This is a genomic window from Halogeometricum sp. S3BR5-2, from assembly GCF_031624635.1.
Lineage (GTDB): Archaea > Halobacteriota > Halobacteria > Halobacteriales > Haloferacaceae > Halogeometricum > Halogeometricum luteum.
This window is the reverse complement of the sequence record NZ_JAMQOQ010000002.1, coordinates 1-15,259: the sequence shown is the minus strand read 5'-3', so window position 1 is coordinate 15,259 and position 15,259 is coordinate 1. Positions and strand designations below refer to the sequence as shown.

The window sequence follows — 15,259 nt, the reverse complement described above, 5'->3', positions numbered from 1 at the left end:
GGACGACGGGAACGCCGACCGGAGCACCTTCGTATCCGGACCACCCATAAGGCCATCATGCCGAACTCCCGCTCTCGGGACCGACGACGCGGGTGGACGACGCTCGGACTCGGTCTCTCCGTCGCGTTCGCCGTCGCCGCGTTCGCCTACTTCGCGCTGGCGGGGACGCCCCTCCGAGGCGCCGTCCTCGCCGTCCTCGTCCTCGCGGCCGGCGTCTGGGAGTACCGACGGAAGATGCGCGACACCGTCGTCGCGGAGTCCTACGAGGCGGAGGCCGACGAACAGCGACAGCGACGCGAGCGGCGGCGGTAGCGCCGCGCGGACGGGCCGAACCCGGGGCCGCGCCCCCCGCGAGGGCCGTCCGTCTCCGGGGGATTCATGCCGCGGGGTTCGGTACCTCCCCGCATGTACGGGAACAGAGACCGCGTCGCCGCGGCGAGAACCGCATGAAGGTCGGAACCGCCGAGTCGGAACCCGGAGGGACCGCGACGGGCCACCTGTCCGTCGCCGAGTTGCCGACGGGCGGGACCGAACGCCTCCCCGTCGTCGTCGTCGAGGGGGAGGAACCGGGGCCGACGGCGTGGGCGACCGGCGCGATTCACGGCGACGAACCGACGGGGACGGCCGCGATACACGAGTTTCTGGACCGAATCCGCGAGGAACCGCTCCGCGGAACCGTCGTCTGCGTCCCCGTGACGAACCCCGCCGGCGTCCGGACGAACAGTCGGACCTCCTACTACCACGGCGACGACCCGAACCGCCTGTTCGGCCGCGAGGGCGAGGGCGGCGGAGGCGGGACACCCCCGCGCGTCCAGCAGGTCATCTGCGAGCGCCTGTACGAGGAGATACGGGCCGACGCGGACGCCGTCGTCTCGTTGCACACCTCGTGGGTCGCCACGCACCCCTACACGATTCGGCCGCGCGTCGGGTACGGCGCGGGTCGCGGGGAGGCGGCGGCGGCGTCGCTCCGGGACCGCGTGGTCGAACTCGCCGACGCGTTCGGCCTCCCCGTCGTCAACCAGTTCGGCCGCGCGGAGACGGAACGACTGGCGCTGGCACACACCCTCACCGGTGCGGCCGTCGCGGACGGCGTCCCCGCGTTCACCCCGGAACTCGGCGGGCGGTTCGTCGTCGAACGGGACGCTCGCGAGGCCGCCGTCGCCGGCCTGTACGGCGTCTGCGCCGCCCTCGGGATGGTCGAAGAGGTTCCGGACGCCCACGCCCCCTCGACGGCGTTCGAGTTGCCCGCCGAGGACGACCTGAAACGGTTCGTCCATCCGCACGCGGACGCCGCCGGCCTCGTCCGCTACCGCGTGCGGGAAGGCGAGTGGGTCGACTCGGGGGACGTCGTCGCGGACGTCCTCACGCCGCACGGGGAGACGAAATCGAGCGTGGCCACCGAACGCTCGGGGTACGTTCTCAGCCTGCACGAGGGGGCGGCCGTGTACGAGAACGACCCGCTTCTCGACCTGGCGGTGCCCGACGGCGAACCCCTGCTGTACGAGCGGTCCGGGTGACGGCGCGCGCGGCCCGCGCGACGGCGGGCGGCGGTTTCTCAACGCGTCCGGCCGCGCGGGAGCCTCGCCTCTCGGGGATTCATGTGGGGTGATTTCGTATCACGTCTCGATGACGGACGAGCGCGAGGACGCGTTGGACGCGATGGACTGGCTGTTGGCACGGTTCGAGGAGGACGACGCGGTGGCGTACGCCGAAGTCGGCGGCGTGTACGAGGAGAAGACCGACGCGGTGGTGACCCACGAGGGGCCGCGCGACCGGGTCTCCTTCGCCGAGAGCGGGGTGTGGCTCCGCACGTTCGCCGACGGCGCGGCCGACTACCGCTACACGACCAGCCTCGACGAGGAGAGCCTCGAAGACGAGGCCGAACGCGCGGTCCGGGGCGCGGGGATGCTCGCGCAGTCCGACCCCGCGAGGTTCGACGCGCACACCACCCACCGGGCGGTACACGAGGGATGGGCGGGCGAACCCGTCGGCGCCGTCGGCGTCGACGAGAAAGTCGCCGCCGTCGAGGACGGCATCGCGGCGGCCGAGAACTCGGGTCCGGACCTCCGGCGCGTCTGGGTCAACTACGCCGACGCGCACGTCGAGGAGACGGTGGGCAACACCACCGGGAGCACGGTCCGGACGACGCTCGACCGCGCGCAGGTGACGTGCAGCCTCCACCTCGAGGGCGGGCCGAAGGTGCGCCGCCACGCCGGGTCGACCGAGGGCGCGGCGTTCCTCGACGAACTCCCCGCGGTGTTCGAGTCGGCGGCCGCCGACGCGCGGGCGCTCTCGGCGGCGAACGTCGCCGACGCGCCGACGGGCGAGGCGAGCGTCGCCCTGAGTCCGCGGGCCGCCGGCCAACTGTTCCACTTCGTCTCGCACTACCTCGAAGCCGACACCGGCTACATGGGGATGAGCCCCTACGCCGTCGGCGACCGAATCGGTCCCGAGGGGCTCGACATCGAGGACGGCGTCCGCGCGGGGTCGTGGGGCGCGCGCGCCTACGACGCCGAGGTCCGACCGACCACGCCGACGCGACTCGTCGACGGCGGCGAGGTGGAACGGCTCCTCCACAACACGGCGAGCGCCGCCGAGGACGGGGCGCACCCGGCGGGCAACGCCGTCCCCAGCCTCGGTCACGGCCAACCGCCGCGCATCCACGCGCGGCATCTCGACGTCGCCGCCGGCGACGCCGGGGAGAGGGCGCTCCGCGCGGACGCCGACGTCTACGTCGAGCGCTTCGGAGAGCCGTGGTTCCGCGACGAGTTCGAACGCGTCCAGCGCGCGGGCGTCTTCCCGGCGAGCGTGCTGTACGCGAAGGACATCGACCGCAAGACCGAGGAGCGGCCCGACTGCGGGTCCGCGGAGTTCCCGATAGCCGAGGGCTACCGCCTCGACGGCGGCGAACGCGCCGGCCGAGTCGAGGACCTTTCGCTCGATTACGACCCCGACGTGCTCCGCACGCTCTCGGCGTTCGGCGCGGCCCGCGAGACGACGACGGGCGTCTGCGAGAAGCACAAATCGCACCTGCCGTTCGCGGTGACGGCGCCCGGCGTTCGGCTCACGGCGACGCTGAAAGCCGACCAGTAGCGGTCGTCCGCGACGGGGACCGTTCGGTCGGCGCGCCGCGGTCGCCGTCGAACCCCACCGAGGAGCGAGTTCATCGTCCGTCCCGACGTACGGCCGGATATGCAGTTGTCCGTGGACAGGCGGGTCGTCGTCGTGACGGGTGCCAACGAGGGAATCGGCTACCACCTCCTCGCCGCTCTCGTCGAGGACGGCTATCGCGTCGCCGGGTTCGACGTCGAAGGGGACGCAATCGAGTCGCTCCGGGAGGCGCATCCGGAGCGCGTTCGGTACCACGAGTGCGACGTGACGGTCGACGCGGACGTCGAGGCGGCGGTGGCCGGCGTCGTCGGCGAGTGGGGGCGGATCGATATCCTGGTCAACAACGCCGCGGTACTGGAGTACGGGTTCTTCGAGGACCAGACGCTCTCGGACGCGCGGCGGGTCTTCGAGGTCAACTACTTCGGGTACGTTCGGACGATACGCGCGGTGCTGCCGCACATGCGGGCGCGTGGCGGGGGAATCGTCCACAACGTGAGTTCCGGCGCCGGCCGGGTCGGTAACCCGGGGCTCTCCGGATACGCCTCGACCAAGGGAGCCGTCGAGTCGCTGACTCGCTCGCTGCGTCTGGAACTCCGCCGCGAGAACGTGGCGTGCACCATCGTGCACCCCCGACTGGCGGCGACGCGGTCGGCGAGGACGCTCGGCTACCCGGCGTCGCGGATGAGCGACCCCGCGGACGTGGGGCGAAAGTTGGCGGCGAAGATAGAGTCGAAAGGGCCGGTAATCTACGCGGACTGGGTGACGAGAATCGGGTTGGCGCTCGCACAGCGGTTCCCCGCTCTCGTCGAGCGGGAGACCGAGCGGTTCCTGACGGAGCGCGAAGCGGCCGCGGGGGCCGAGCGGTGAGTCGCGGCCTGAACCGAACTCAGTCGTCCGCGGGGGCCGAGGCGTCGCCGCCCGTGGAGTCGTCGCCCGGCGACCCGCTCAACTCGGCGTAGGGGTCGTACCCCTCGGCGCTCTCGTAGAGGTGGCAGGCGATGTCCTGGTCGACGCCGACGTCCGCCTTCTGTTCTAACGGCGGGACGACCTGGTCGCAGACGTCGCCGATGTAGTCCGGACAGCGCGCCTTGAACCGACAGCCGCTCGGAATCTCGATGACGTCGCCCACCTCGCCCTGCAACTCGACGCGTTCGCGGCCCACGTCCGGGTCGGGAACGGGGACGGCGTTGATGAGCGCCTGCGTGTAGGGGTGTTGGGGGTTCTCGATTATCTGGTCGGTCGGCCCCTTCTCCACTATCTTCCCCATGTACATGATGGCGAGGCGGTCGCACATGTGTCTGAGGAGCGAGAGGTCGTGGCTGATGTAGACGACCGACAGGCCGAACTCGTCGGTCATGCGGTCGAGCAGCGACAGCACGCCCGCCCGAAGACTCACGTCGAGCATCGAGACGGGTTCGTCCGCGACGATGAAGTCCGGGTCGAGGACGAGTGCGCGCGCGATGGCGACGCGCTGTCGCTGCCCGCCCGAGAGTTCGTGCGGGTACTGGTCGAAGTACTGCTCGGCCGGGAGGAGTTCGGCGAACTCCAGGGCGCGCTGGACCCGCGCCGTCTCGTTGCGGATGTCGTGGATGCGGAGCGGTTCCGCGACGGTGTCGTACACCGTCATCCGCGGGTTGAGGCTCTCGAAGGGGTCCTGGAAGATCATCTGGGCGTTCTGCCGGAACTCCGCGATTTCGGCCTCGTTGGCCTCCGAGAGCTTCTTGTCGTTGTAGACTATGTCGCCGTCGGTCGGGTCGTGCAGTTTCACGAGCGACATCCCCGTGGTGGTCTTCCCGCACCCGGACTCGCCCGCCAGTCCGAGCGTCTCCCCCTCGCGGAGTTCGAAGGAGACGCCGTCGACGGCGTGGACGTAGTCGGGGTCGTCGCCGGAGACCGACTGCATGATGCTGGCAATCCAGCCCTGGTTCACCTTGAAGTGCTTCTTCAGGTTCTCGACTTCGAGGAGCGCTCTGTCGCTCATCTCAGTCACCCCCGACGTCGCCGGTCTCGGCCTTGCGGGCCGCGGCGGTCTGACTCCACGTCTCCGGGTTGTCGGCGTACGGTCGGAGTTCGGTGTCGATGTCCTCGGCGTAGTGGCAGTACGACCGGAGACCGTTCATCTCGTGGGCCTCGGGTTCCTCCTCGCGGCAGCGGTCGGTCGCCATCGGGCACCGCTCGGCGAACCGACAGCCCGTGGGCGGGTCGACGAGTTCGGGCGGGTAGCCCTTGATGGAGAGGAGGTCCTGCGTGGGCCTGCGGATGTTCGGGAACGCGCGTTTCAGCCCGATGGTGTAGGGGTGGTAGGGCTGGCCGAATATCTCCTCGACCGGTCCCTCTTCTGCGACCTTGCCGGCGTACATCACGAGGACGCGGTCGCACGTCTCCGCGACGACGCTCACGTCGTGCGTGATGACCAGCATCGAGGAGTTGACCTCGTCCTGGATGCGCCCGATGCGCTTGAGGATCTGGTCCTGCATGATGACGTCCAGCGCCGTCGTCGGTTCGTCCGCGAGGATGAGCGACGGTTCCAGCGCCAGAGACATCGCGATCATCGCGCGCTGACGCATCCCGCCGGAGAACTGGTGTGGGTAGTCGTCGGCGCGGTCGGGGTCCAACCCGACGAGTTCGAACATCTCGGTGACGATTTCGTTCGACTCGGTCCGGCCGGTACCGGGCCGGTGCGTCTCGATGGCCTCGACGATCTGTTCGCGGATAGTGTAGACGGGGTCCAAGGAGTTCATCGCCGACTGGGCGACCATGGATATCTCCTCCCACTTGAGGCGGCGCCGCTGTTTGCCCGTCATCCCGGTGAGGTCGTCGTCCTTGAACCGTATCTCGCCGCCGTTGACGTAGCCGGCGTCGGGGAGGATGCCGATGATGGACTTCGCCAGCGTCGTCTTGCCGCATCCGGACTCGCCGACGATGCCGAGGTTCTCGCCCTCCTCCAGTTCGAAGGAGACGCCGTCGACGGCCTGTGCGGGCCCGTCTTCGGTCTCGTAGTACACTTCGAGGTCTTCGACTTCGAGTAGACTCATTGTAGCTTGGGGTTCGTGATTTCTTCGTAGCCGCGGCCGATGAGGAAGCCGCTGATGACCAGCAGGCCGATGCAGATTCCCGGCGGGACGAACCACCACCACGCTCCGAACTGGAGCGCGGAGTACGCCCGCGAGGCCTGCAGCATCGTGCCCCACGAGACGGTGTTCGGGTCGCCGAGACCGATGAACGAGACGCCCGCCTCCGCGAGGATGGCCCACGCGATGCCGAACGACCCGTACAGGAACGTCATCGGCAGGACGTTCGGCGCGAGGTGGCGGCTGATGATGTGCCAGTCGCTCGCGCCGGCCACCTCCGCGGCCTTCACGAACGGTCGCTCGCGGAGCGACAGCGCCTGCGAGCGGATGACGCGGGCGGTCGACCGCCACTGCAGGATGATAAGCGCGAGGATGATGTTCCAGAGGTTCGGCCCCAACACCGCCACGAGGACGATGACCGTCGGGAGCAACGGCATCCCGTACAGGAAGTCCACGACGCGCATCAGGGCGTCGTCGACCTTCCCGCCGTAGTAGCCGGCGACGAGGCCGACGAGCGTCCCGATACCCGCGGTGAACACCGCCGCGATGAGGCCGACCATCAGCGCCGCGCGCGTCCCGTAGACGAGTTGGCTGAAGATGTCGAAGCCCTCGGCGGTCGTCCCGAGGAGGTAGCCGCTGTCGCCGCCGAGCAGCGACGGGTCGGCCCACTTCTCGATGAGTATCCCGTCGTCCCCCTGGTACTGCCGCTGGAGCGGCGGGTAGGGGGCGATGAACGGGGCGAAGATGGCGATCAGCACGAACCCCGCCACGACGAACAGCGAGAGCTTCACCGAGAGTTCGTCGGTCAGCATCTTCCACTGCTCTATCAGCGTCTCCTTCCAGAGGCGGGCCGTCCGCTTCCACTTGTCGACCTGCTCGCCGGACGAACTGTCGTCGAGGTCGGTGAATATCGACCGACCGGTTTGTTCTTCTTGTGCCATGGGTCTAGTCGTACGTCACCCGGGGGTCGAGGTAGCCGTACGCGAGGTCCGCGACGAAGTTCAGGATGATGATGGTCGCGGCGAGGACGATGAACGTCCCCTGCGCGACGGGGAAGTCCCGTCGGAGGACCGCCCGAACCATCTCCCGACCGATACCGGGCCACGCGAACACCGTCTCGATGAGGACGCTCCCGCCGACGGCGTAGCCGAGGGCGATGGCGGCCGCCGTGACGACGGGGAGCATCGCGTTCCGCGCGGCGTGTTTGAACATTATCGTCCGCTCGGTGAGCCCCTTCGCCCGGCAGACGTCGATGAAGTCCTCGGAGAGCACTTCGAGCATGCTGGAGCGCATGATGAGAAGCGGATAGCCCATGAAGTAGAACCCGAGCACCAACGCCGGGGCGAGCAGGTGGTGCAGGAAGTCGACCGAGAACACCATCTCCCAGAAGCTGGCGTTCTGCGTTCCGAGGCTGGTCATGCCGCTCATCGGGATGACGCCCAGTTCCGCGCCGAATATCCACAGCACGATGAGGCCGACGTAGAACGTCGGGACGCTCCGGGCGGTCAGCGCCGTGATGACGGTGCTCCGCTCGAAGCGCGACCCGCGGTACCAGCCCGACAGCACGCCGAGCGTGATGCCGATGGCGTAGGCCGCGACGAACGCCGTCAGCATGAGCACCAGCGTGTTCGGCAGGTAGGTGGCGATGACCTGCGTGACCGGTTGGTTGGAGTGGAACGACTGCCCGAAGTCCAGCACGACGAGGTTCTGGAGGAACTTGACGTACTGGACGTACAGCGGTTCGTTGAGTCCGTAGCTCGCGATTATCTGTCGCCGCGCCTCCTGCGTCATCTGCGAGGAGACGACGTAGGAGGTGGGGTCCCCGGGCATGAGTCGGAAGAGCCCGAACAGCACCGTCCCGACGGCCCAGAGCGTCACGACGAGTTGGAGCGTGCGCCTGATAACAAAACTCGCTTTTCCCATGATTCTGTGTTGTATGATTACCGTTGATTACGTGAAATTCCGCGCCGGAGTCGGTTCTCCGACGCTCGGCCGGGTAGATTCAGTTACCGCTCGGTGCCTGGAGCATGTCGTTGTCGTCCCACGTGTAGCCGGCCTCTTCGAGGCGGGCCCGCGCGGACTCCGGGCTCTGGTCGTAGGTGGTCACGTCCTCGGTGTGGAGCGGACCGAACGCCGAGGAGACGATGTTGTACCCCTCCTCCGGGAAGCCGAACAGAATCTGCTCGACGATGGGCGTCCGCGGGAGCGTCTCGACCAGCGCCTTCCGCATCTGCACGTCGTCGAGACCCTGCTGTCTCTCGTTCGGCGTGAACATCCAGAACGTCGGCGCCGTCTGGAACCGCGTGCCGATGTTCTCGTTGTCCTGGTTCTGGTCGAGCGACCGGTCGATGCGGCCGAACGGCTCGTAGTTGAGTTGACCGTTGATGAGGTTCTCCCACACCGTCGACGCCTCGGGGATGATGCGCCAGAAGCGCCGCTCGAAGCTGACGGGCGCGAAGTGCTCGTCGAAGCGCACCATGCCGAACTCGCTGCCCTGCTCCCAGTAGTCGAACATCATGGGACCGCTGCCGACGGGTTCCTGGATGTTCGCCTGCGCCGGGTTGCTCCGGCCCTCCCACTTGTGCTGGGGGATGACGGGGACGAGGTTCGCCACCGCGAGGTTGAACGGCCCCAGCGGCTGGGACATGTTGATGCGGACCGTCTGCTCGTCGACGACTTCCGCGTTCTCGATGTACTGCGCCTGCGTGGAGTACAGCGGAACCTCGTTCTCGGTGATGTAGTTGTACGTGAACGCGACGTCCTCGGCCGTCAGGTCTTCGCCGTCGTGCCAGGAGTGGTCCGTCCGGATGGTGTACTCCATCGTCGTCTCGTCGACGCGGTTCCAGTCCGTCGCGAGGCTGACCTCCGGGTCCGGTTCGGCGTTGTCGTTGAGTTGGACCAGGAAGTCGTACAGCATGTTGAACTGGTAGACGTGCTTGGACTCGTCGTTGTGCCCCAGCACGTTCATCGTCGACAGCGTCTCGGGCCAGTAGCCCTTCAACTCCGTGTTGTCGCCGACCATCTCCAGGTTGATCATCGTCCAGTAGGAGTTGAACCCGTTCGCGAGGTCGGCCTGCCAGTTCGACACCTGGTTGCTGTTGAAGATGGCCGCCTGCGGCATCTGCGTGATGGGCATCGTCGGCACGTCGTCCATCAACGTCTTCTGAATCTCGTGGGCCTGGTTGATACGGGTATCCGTGTCCGGTTCGGCCAGGTAGTTACCCATCATCTCGTCGAGTTCGGGGTTGCTGTACCCCGAGTAGTTCCCCTGGCCCGGGTCGGTGTTGTTGGAGTTGAACAGGTTGTTCAGCTCCGTCACCGGTTCGGAGACGAAGAACGTGTGCCACGTGGCGAAACTGTAGTCGTACTCCTGCGACACTCGACTGAACAGCGTTCCCCACTCCAGCACGTCGACCTCCATGTCGAGGCCGAGGTCGCCGAACTGGCTCGCGATGAGATTGATGGCGTCGTGTCTCGGCGGGTTGTAGCTCTGGGAGTTGTTGACGTACGTGTACGTCGGGAGGCTCTCGCCGGACCCGCTCGAGTCGGACCCCGTATCGGAGCCTTCGGTTTCGCTCCCGCCGCCACCGCCGCCGGACCCGCCTTCGCCCTCGCTCTCCCCGCCGCCGGTCTGGTCCGAACAGCCGGCGAGCGCCGTCATGCCAGCCAATCCACCCGCCGTCGCCGCTTTGAGGAAGCTGCGCCGCCTCACCCGCTCGCTATCTTCGGCCATGTCATTGGCTATCATCAATGGCAGTATAAAGTTCTTTCCAACCGTGGTTGAATATGTCGGTACGGTGTGGCGTTTTTCGATAAGACCACGCTCGAATGCGTAGATTTACTTAACGACGTCGGGATTATTCCGACGCCAGATGACAGAACCGACAACTGTATCGGAAGATTATTGAAAATAGATGTTGCACCCCAAACGATGACACGGTTACCGGACGCAGTCGTAGGCGACGCCTACCGAAGCACGGTCGGATGGAACCTCATCGCCGACCTCGAAGACCTGAACGACCGGATGCCCGGACACGAGGGCGAGCGAATCGGCGCGGACCTCGTGGCCGAGGCGTTCGAGGACGTCGGCCTCGACGACGTGACGTTCGACGAGTTCCCGATTCCCGTCTGGCGGCGCGGCGAGGCCGGCCTCACCGTCGCCCACGGCGACCGGGAGACGACGTTCGCGCGGTCGCACGAACTGGTGGAGTTGCCGGGGACGCCGTCGGGAGACGTGACGGGCGAACTCGTCGACGTGGGGTACGGCCTCCCGGAGGACTTCGAGGACGTCGACCTCACCGGCGACATCGCCATGGCGTCGAGCGACACGCCCGACGACTACGGCCGGTGGGTCCACCGCTCGGAGAAGTACCGCTACGCCGCCGAATCCGGCGCCGCCGGGTTCGTCTTCTACAACCACATCGAGGGGTCGCTGCCGCCGACGGGGAGCATCGGCGACCTGAACGGCCCCGGACCGATTCCCGCCGTCGGCCTGAGCAAGGAGGCCGGGGCGCGACTCCAGCGCTACTGCGACGACGGCGCCGTCGAGGCCGACCTGACCGTCGACTGCGAGACGGACCGCGGCACCTCTCGAAACATCGAGGCGACGGTCGGCCCCGACACCGACGAGGCGGTGCTTTTCACCGCCCACGTCGACGGCCACGACGTCGGGACCGCCGCGAACGACAACGGGTTCGGCACCGCCATGGTCGTCGAAGTCGGGAAGATACTCGCGCGCGTCGCCGACGAGTTGGAGACGAAGGTCCGACTCGTCGTCTTCGGCGCCGAGGAGACCGGTCTGTACGGGTCGTACTACTGGAGTCACACCCACGACTTAGACGAGGTGAAGTGCGTCCTCAACGTCGACGGCGCGGGCTACTCCCGGCAGTTGGAGATTCACGACCACGGCTTCGAGGAGATATCCGAGGCGTTCGACGCCGTCAGCGACGAGTACGAGGTTCCCATTCGAACCGAGTCGCAACTCCGGCCGCACAGCGACCACTGGCCGTTCGTCCAACGCGGCGTCGCGGGCGCGCAGGGCCGTTCCTCGTCGGGCGCCAACGACCGCGGGTGGGGCCACACCCACGGCGACACGATGGACAAACTCGACGTGCGCGACCTGCGCGACATGTCCATCCTCTGCGCCGCGGGCGTCGCCCGACTCGCGCGCGCGGACGCGACGGTCGACCACGTCGACGACGCCGAGATACGGGAGGCCTGCGTCGACGACGACTTCGACGTCGGGATGAAAGCCACCGGGACGTGGCCGTGGGGCGCCGAGAAGGACTGGCCCTGGGCGGACGAACTGTAGACGGTTCGTTTGGCCGATTCCGCGTCCGTCGGACGAGGACGGCGGGGACGACGGGACTATACCCCTCCCCCGCGAACGGCCACGCAGTGGATTCCAACGACGTTCACCGACGGTGGACGGAACGCTCCGGCGCGTACTCGCCGGAGTACTACGCCTACTACGGACCCAACGAGACGAGCGAGTTACTCGCCGACGCAATCGACCGGTTCGCCGGGTCCGACCCCTCGATTCTGGAACTCGGGTGCAGTTCGGGCCGACACCTCGCGCACCTGTTCGAGGAGGGGTACGAGGACGTCGCAGGTGTCGAGATAAACGAGGAGGCGTTCGACGTGATGGCGGAGGCGTACCCCGAACTCTCGGCCGAAGGGACGTTCTACCACGACGCCATCGAGTCCGTCGTCCGCGAGTTCGACGACGACGCCTTCGACGTGGTGTACTCGGTGGAGACGCTCCAACATCTCCACCCCGATTCGGAGTGGGTGTTCGCCGAACTCGCGCGCGTCGCCGGCGCGTTGCTCGTCACCGTGGAGAACGAGGGCGACGACGGAAGCGAGAGCGACGCGGACGGCGGGGCCGGCGCCGACGACGAGAACTCGGCGACGGCCGCGGACCGCACCGGCGGACCGGCGGTCAACTACGTCGACGGCGAAGTGCCCCTCTACTACCGCGACTGGAACGACGTGTTCACCGGCGTCGGCCTCGCGGAAGTCGAGTGGCGGTCGCTCGACCGCGACACGTTCCGCGCGTTCGTTCCGGAGTGACGCGGCGGCGCCCGCGCGAGGACGCCGTGCGGCGCGGAACCACGTATCACCAATGGCTTAAACCCATGACGCCCCTATAGTACACACATGAGCGAAGAATCCAGCGGGCGTCGGAACCTCCGAATGCCCAACGACGACGAAGTGTTCGCGGTAGTCACACAGCACAACGGCGGCAACCACGTCACCGTGCGCTGTCAGGACGGCAAAGAGCGCATGGGCCGCATCCCCGGCCGGATGAAGTACCGCACGTGGATTCAGGAGGGCGACGTCGTCCTCGTCGAACCGTGGGACTGGCAGGACGAGAAAGGCAACATCGAGTGGCGCTACAGCGAGCAGGACGCGGAGCAGCTCCGCGCCGAAGGCCACATCGACTGAACTGACGTGTCTCCCCGCGCTGGGAGGCCCCACGCGAGCGCCGGGCGCGGACTCGCGCGGCCGCTTCCGACTACTTCTCTCACCGACTGACCGACCGCACGACTGGTAGCCTCCGAACGGCGGGCGACCGACGACTACCGCCGTCACCGCGGCGGCGAACCGCTCACCGCGGCCGCGAGCGACGCCGGTTCACCCCGGCGTGACGACGCTCGCATCGTCCTCGTGTTCGATTTCGACCGCGTGACGCGCGTGGCGCGCGTGCGTTTCGGCCCACCGCCGGGCCGGCCCCTCCGAGAGGAACCGCTCGCCCTCCGGACACCGTCGGCAGGCGACCAGCCACGGCGAGACGCCGTCGGGGAAGTGTCCCGTGTGGCGCATGTGGTCGAGGGCGAACTGCTCGAACGACTGGTTTCCGACCTCCAAATCGTCGAGTTCGTACTCCAAATCCCACTCGTGGTCGCACCGCGAACAGGTGACCGTGGGCGTGTCGTCGATATCGTGCGGGCGCGCGTCGTCGTCGATTCGGTCGGGCACGTCCGCCGGTACGGGCCCGGGCCTCTTCTATCTGTACCCGGCGCCGATCCCACGTTCGGACGACGACGGCGCCTTCCGAGGTTGTGCGAGCGACGCGCACAACTCCGAAGCACTTGGCGTGGTCCGCCTCCTCGAACGAGATATATGACTGGCGAGGTACCCGACGGTCTCCAGGAGATGCCGCCGAGTTCGAAACTCGTGTACAAGGTGCTGGAGCACGACGGTCCGCTGACGCAGCGACAGTTGGCCGACCACTCGCTCCTACCGACGCGGACCGTTCGGTACGCCCTCGACCGACTCCGCGACGAAGATATCGTCGAAGAACGACTCTACCTCCAAGACGCGCGGAAGCGACTGTACCACCTTCCCGGCGACGGCGGGTCCGAAGCCGACCCGGTCCCCGCGCCGAACTGACCGGCGACTCCGCGAGGCCTCGGCGGGACGGTCCGAATCGAAGCGGCCGTGAAAACGAGCGTCCGCGTTCAGTACCGCGAGGGCATGTACGCCATGCCGACGAGGAGGATGGCGGTCAGGAACGAGAGGATGCTGATTCCCCACAGACCGTTCTCGTGCGTGTGGAACGTCTCTATCTCCTCGCTCTGGGCGTTGTAGTTCTCGAAGTTGCTCGTGAGCTGCATCGTCTCGTTGTTCGGGAAGTAGGCGAGGTACGTCTGGTCGCCGAGCGTCACGTTGCCTCGGTCGCTCACGTCGATGGTGTTCGTTCGCGGGGCGGTCCAAGAGACTTCGACCGCGCCGCCGCCGACGGCGGTAATGGTCGTCTGATTACCCTGGTAGTCGAGGGTCGCTCCCTGACTGTAGTTCTGCGACCGGGGGTCGGGGAAGTACTCGCTGGCCGGCGTGAGACGCCGCGTGCCGTTCTCCCGGATGACGACCTGCTGGGTGCCGTTCACCGTCACCATCTCGTCCTCGGCGTTCTGGTCCTGCTGGAGCAGCGCCGTCTCGTTGACGTCCTCGCGGAGCGTGAACTCCGTCGCGTTCTCCCCCTCGGGGGCGAGGACGGTCCACGTCGTGTTGTCGATGCTCACCGTGGAGTTGTTCGACCACGAGGCGGTGTAATCGGCCGATTGGTTCGTGTACTCGATGGTTCCGGTCCGTGCGAGCGACGCCGAACCCCCGGCCCCGCCGCCCTCCATCTCAGCGGTTATTCCGGTCACGTTGTACGTCTGCGACCCGGCCTGGAACGTCTGTCCGGACGACAGTTCGTACTCGGGGTTCTGGAACTCGATCTGCGGCGTCTCCGCCGTCACCAGAAGCGAGTAGGAGGCCGCACCGATGACTACGAAGAGTGCGACGTAGATAGCCGCGGCGCGTCGTTGCATAGTTCGAGCAAAGAATAGATGGCGTATAACGGTTACCGTTTCGTCAGACCCATGGTGGTCCGCGAGTCGAAACGCCGGCGCCGGTTCGTCGAGCGAAGACGGGTCGTCAGACCGCGGGACCTTCGATGTGCGCCCTCACGGGGACTCGAACGGGCGACGCTGACGTTTCGAGGCGAATCTGCTCGTTCGGACAGCCGAGTAGAGGAGAGATCAGTGGAGCGACGGTAAGCCAAGGGCCGGATTTGAACCGGCGGAGATTCGCTCTGCAGGCGAACGCGTTAGGCCGAACTCTGCCACCTTGGCGCGGTTTCGTGTAGTGATGTTGCGCGCTTAAGCCTAGCGGTCTGGAGTGTCGAGAGACGAATCACCCCGCTCGAGTCCTCGGGTTCGGGGCGACGAGAGCGGACTCAAAGAAGTGCGACGAGTCGGTGAGCAGGAGCGACGAACCGAGTCATTCTCGGAGCCTACCCGGAGTTCTCGCGTACTCGTGTGACGTTCGTAGCCGGTGTCGATACCGAGTTTGGCTGTCACTCGACGCTAGTTGCTGTCCGACGATAGCGGTCGCTGGGAGTTCGAAATGAAAGTCGCCCGCACGGGTGGTCCGTGCGGGCGAGTGTGAATATCGCTTCGAGTATGAGTGGAGGCGGCGAGAACGTGTTCCCAGAGGTTCGCACACTCCAGTACTTGCGTTCACGCTGGCGAGCTTAACTTCCGTGTTCGAGATGGGTACGGGTGTTACCTCGCCGCTGTGGCCGC

At 67.1% G+C, this 15,259-nt stretch carries 15 protein-coding genes, 1 tRNA gene and 1 rRNA gene; 8 read left to right on the top strand and 9 right to left on the bottom strand.

Features of this window, described 5'->3' with window-relative positions; genetic code table 11:
• Window positions 1-57: 57 nt before the first annotated feature.
• The 4 genes from NDI79_RS06465 (at window position 58) to NDI79_RS06450 (ending at window position 3,978) form a co-directional block, all read left to right on the top strand.
• Window positions 58-312, top strand: a complete 255-nt coding sequence (locus NDI79_RS06465) for a hypothetical protein (protein WP_310927661.1) — start codon at window positions 58-60, stop codon at window positions 310-312.
• Window positions 313-446: 134 nt separating this feature from the next.
• Window positions 447-1,517 (top strand): succinylglutamate desuccinylase/aspartoacylase family protein, encoded by a 1,071-nt coding sequence (locus NDI79_RS06460; protein WP_310927660.1) that lies wholly within the window; start codon window positions 447-449, stop codon window positions 1,515-1,517.
• Between the two features lie 109 nt (window positions 1,518-1,626).
• Entirely contained in the window at window positions 1,627-3,093 is a 1,467-nt protein-coding gene (locus NDI79_RS06455) for a metallopeptidase TldD-related protein (protein WP_310927659.1), read from the top strand.
• A gap of 99 nt (window positions 3,094-3,192) precedes the next feature.
• A complete protein-coding gene (locus NDI79_RS06450; RefSeq protein WP_310927658.1) occupies window positions 3,193-3,978 on the top strand; it encodes an SDR family NAD(P)-dependent oxidoreductase in 786 nt (261 codons plus the stop codon).
• Window positions 3,979-3,997: 19 nt separating this feature from the next.
• Here the strand turns inward: NDI79_RS06450 and NDI79_RS06445 are convergent, their stop codons facing one another.
• The 5 genes from NDI79_RS06445 to NDI79_RS06425 form a co-directional block, all read right to left on the bottom strand.
• Entirely contained in the window at window positions 3,998-5,092 is a 1,095-nt protein-coding gene (locus NDI79_RS06445) for an ABC transporter ATP-binding protein (RefSeq protein WP_310927657.1), read from the bottom strand.
• 1 nt (window position 5,093) lies between these two features.
• Entirely contained in the window at window positions 5,094-6,146 is a 1,053-nt protein-coding gene (locus tag NDI79_RS06440; protein WP_310927656.1) for an ABC transporter ATP-binding protein, read from the bottom strand.
• Window positions 6,143-7,123 (bottom strand): ABC transporter permease, encoded by a 981-nt coding sequence (locus NDI79_RS06435; protein ID WP_310927654.1) that lies wholly within the window; start codon window positions 7,121-7,123, stop codon window positions 6,143-6,145. The genes NDI79_RS06440 and NDI79_RS06435 overlap by 4 nt, the downstream gene beginning before the upstream one ends.
• A gap of 4 nt (window positions 7,124-7,127) precedes the next feature.
• Window positions 7,128-8,105, bottom strand: a complete 978-nt coding sequence (locus NDI79_RS06430) for an ABC transporter permease (RefSeq protein ID WP_310927653.1) — start codon at window positions 8,103-8,105, stop codon at window positions 7,128-7,130.
• Between the two features lie 79 nt (window positions 8,106-8,184).
• Window positions 8,185-9,915, bottom strand: a complete 1,731-nt coding sequence (locus NDI79_RS06425) for an ABC transporter substrate-binding protein (protein ID WP_310927652.1) — start codon at window positions 9,913-9,915, stop codon at window positions 8,185-8,187.
• Window positions 9,916-10,113: 198 nt separating this feature from the next.
• Here NDI79_RS06425 and NDI79_RS06420 point away from each other — a divergent pair, with 198 nt between their 5' ends.
• The 3 genes from NDI79_RS06420 to eif1A all read left to right on the top strand — a co-directional run bounded on the left by NDI79_RS06420 (window position 10,114) and on the right by eif1A (window position 12,629).
• Window positions 10,114-11,493 (top strand): M28 family peptidase, encoded by a 1,380-nt coding sequence (locus tag NDI79_RS06420; RefSeq protein ID WP_310927651.1) that lies wholly within the window; start codon window positions 10,114-10,116, stop codon window positions 11,491-11,493.
• 86 nt (window positions 11,494-11,579) lie between these two features.
• Window positions 11,580-12,254 carry a class I SAM-dependent methyltransferase gene (locus NDI79_RS06415; protein ID WP_310927650.1) on the top strand — a complete coding sequence of 225 codons (675 nt, stop codon included), beginning with the start codon at window positions 11,580-11,582 and terminating at the stop codon, window positions 12,252-12,254.
• A gap of 87 nt (window positions 12,255-12,341) precedes the next feature.
• Entirely contained in the window at window positions 12,342-12,629 is a 288-nt protein-coding gene (gene eif1A, locus NDI79_RS06410) for a translation initiation factor eIF-1A (RefSeq protein WP_310924936.1), read from the top strand.
• A 189-nt stretch (window positions 12,630-12,818) separates the two neighbouring features.
• Here eif1A and NDI79_RS06405 read toward each other — a convergent pair whose 3' ends face one another.
• Entirely contained in the window at window positions 12,819-13,163 is a 345-nt protein-coding gene (locus tag NDI79_RS06405) for a DUF8062 family protein (RefSeq protein WP_310927649.1), read from the bottom strand.
• Between the two features lie 144 nt (window positions 13,164-13,307).
• On the opposite strand from NDI79_RS06405, the gene NDI79_RS06400 reads away from it, so the two are divergent.
• Window positions 13,308-13,577, top strand: coding sequence for a winged helix-turn-helix domain-containing protein (locus NDI79_RS06400; RefSeq protein ID WP_310927648.1), 270 nt, complete (start codon window positions 13,308-13,310; stop codon window positions 13,575-13,577).
• 68 nt (window positions 13,578-13,645) lie between these two features.
• Here the strand turns inward: NDI79_RS06400 and NDI79_RS06395 are convergent, their stop codons facing one another.
• From NDI79_RS06395 to rrf, 3 genes are all read right to left on the bottom strand, one after another.
• Window positions 13,646-14,503: a hypothetical protein gene (locus tag NDI79_RS06395; RefSeq protein ID WP_310927647.1), complete on the bottom strand. Its 858-nt coding sequence runs from the start codon at window positions 14,501-14,503 to the stop codon at window positions 13,646-13,648.
• 227 nt (window positions 14,504-14,730) lie between these two features.
• Window positions 14,731-14,806, bottom strand: a tRNA-Cys gene (locus NDI79_RS06390).
• A 335-nt stretch (window positions 14,807-15,141) separates the two neighbouring features.
• Window positions 15,142-15,259 (bottom strand): 5S ribosomal RNA (rrf, locus tag NDI79_RS06385); the annotation flags it as partial.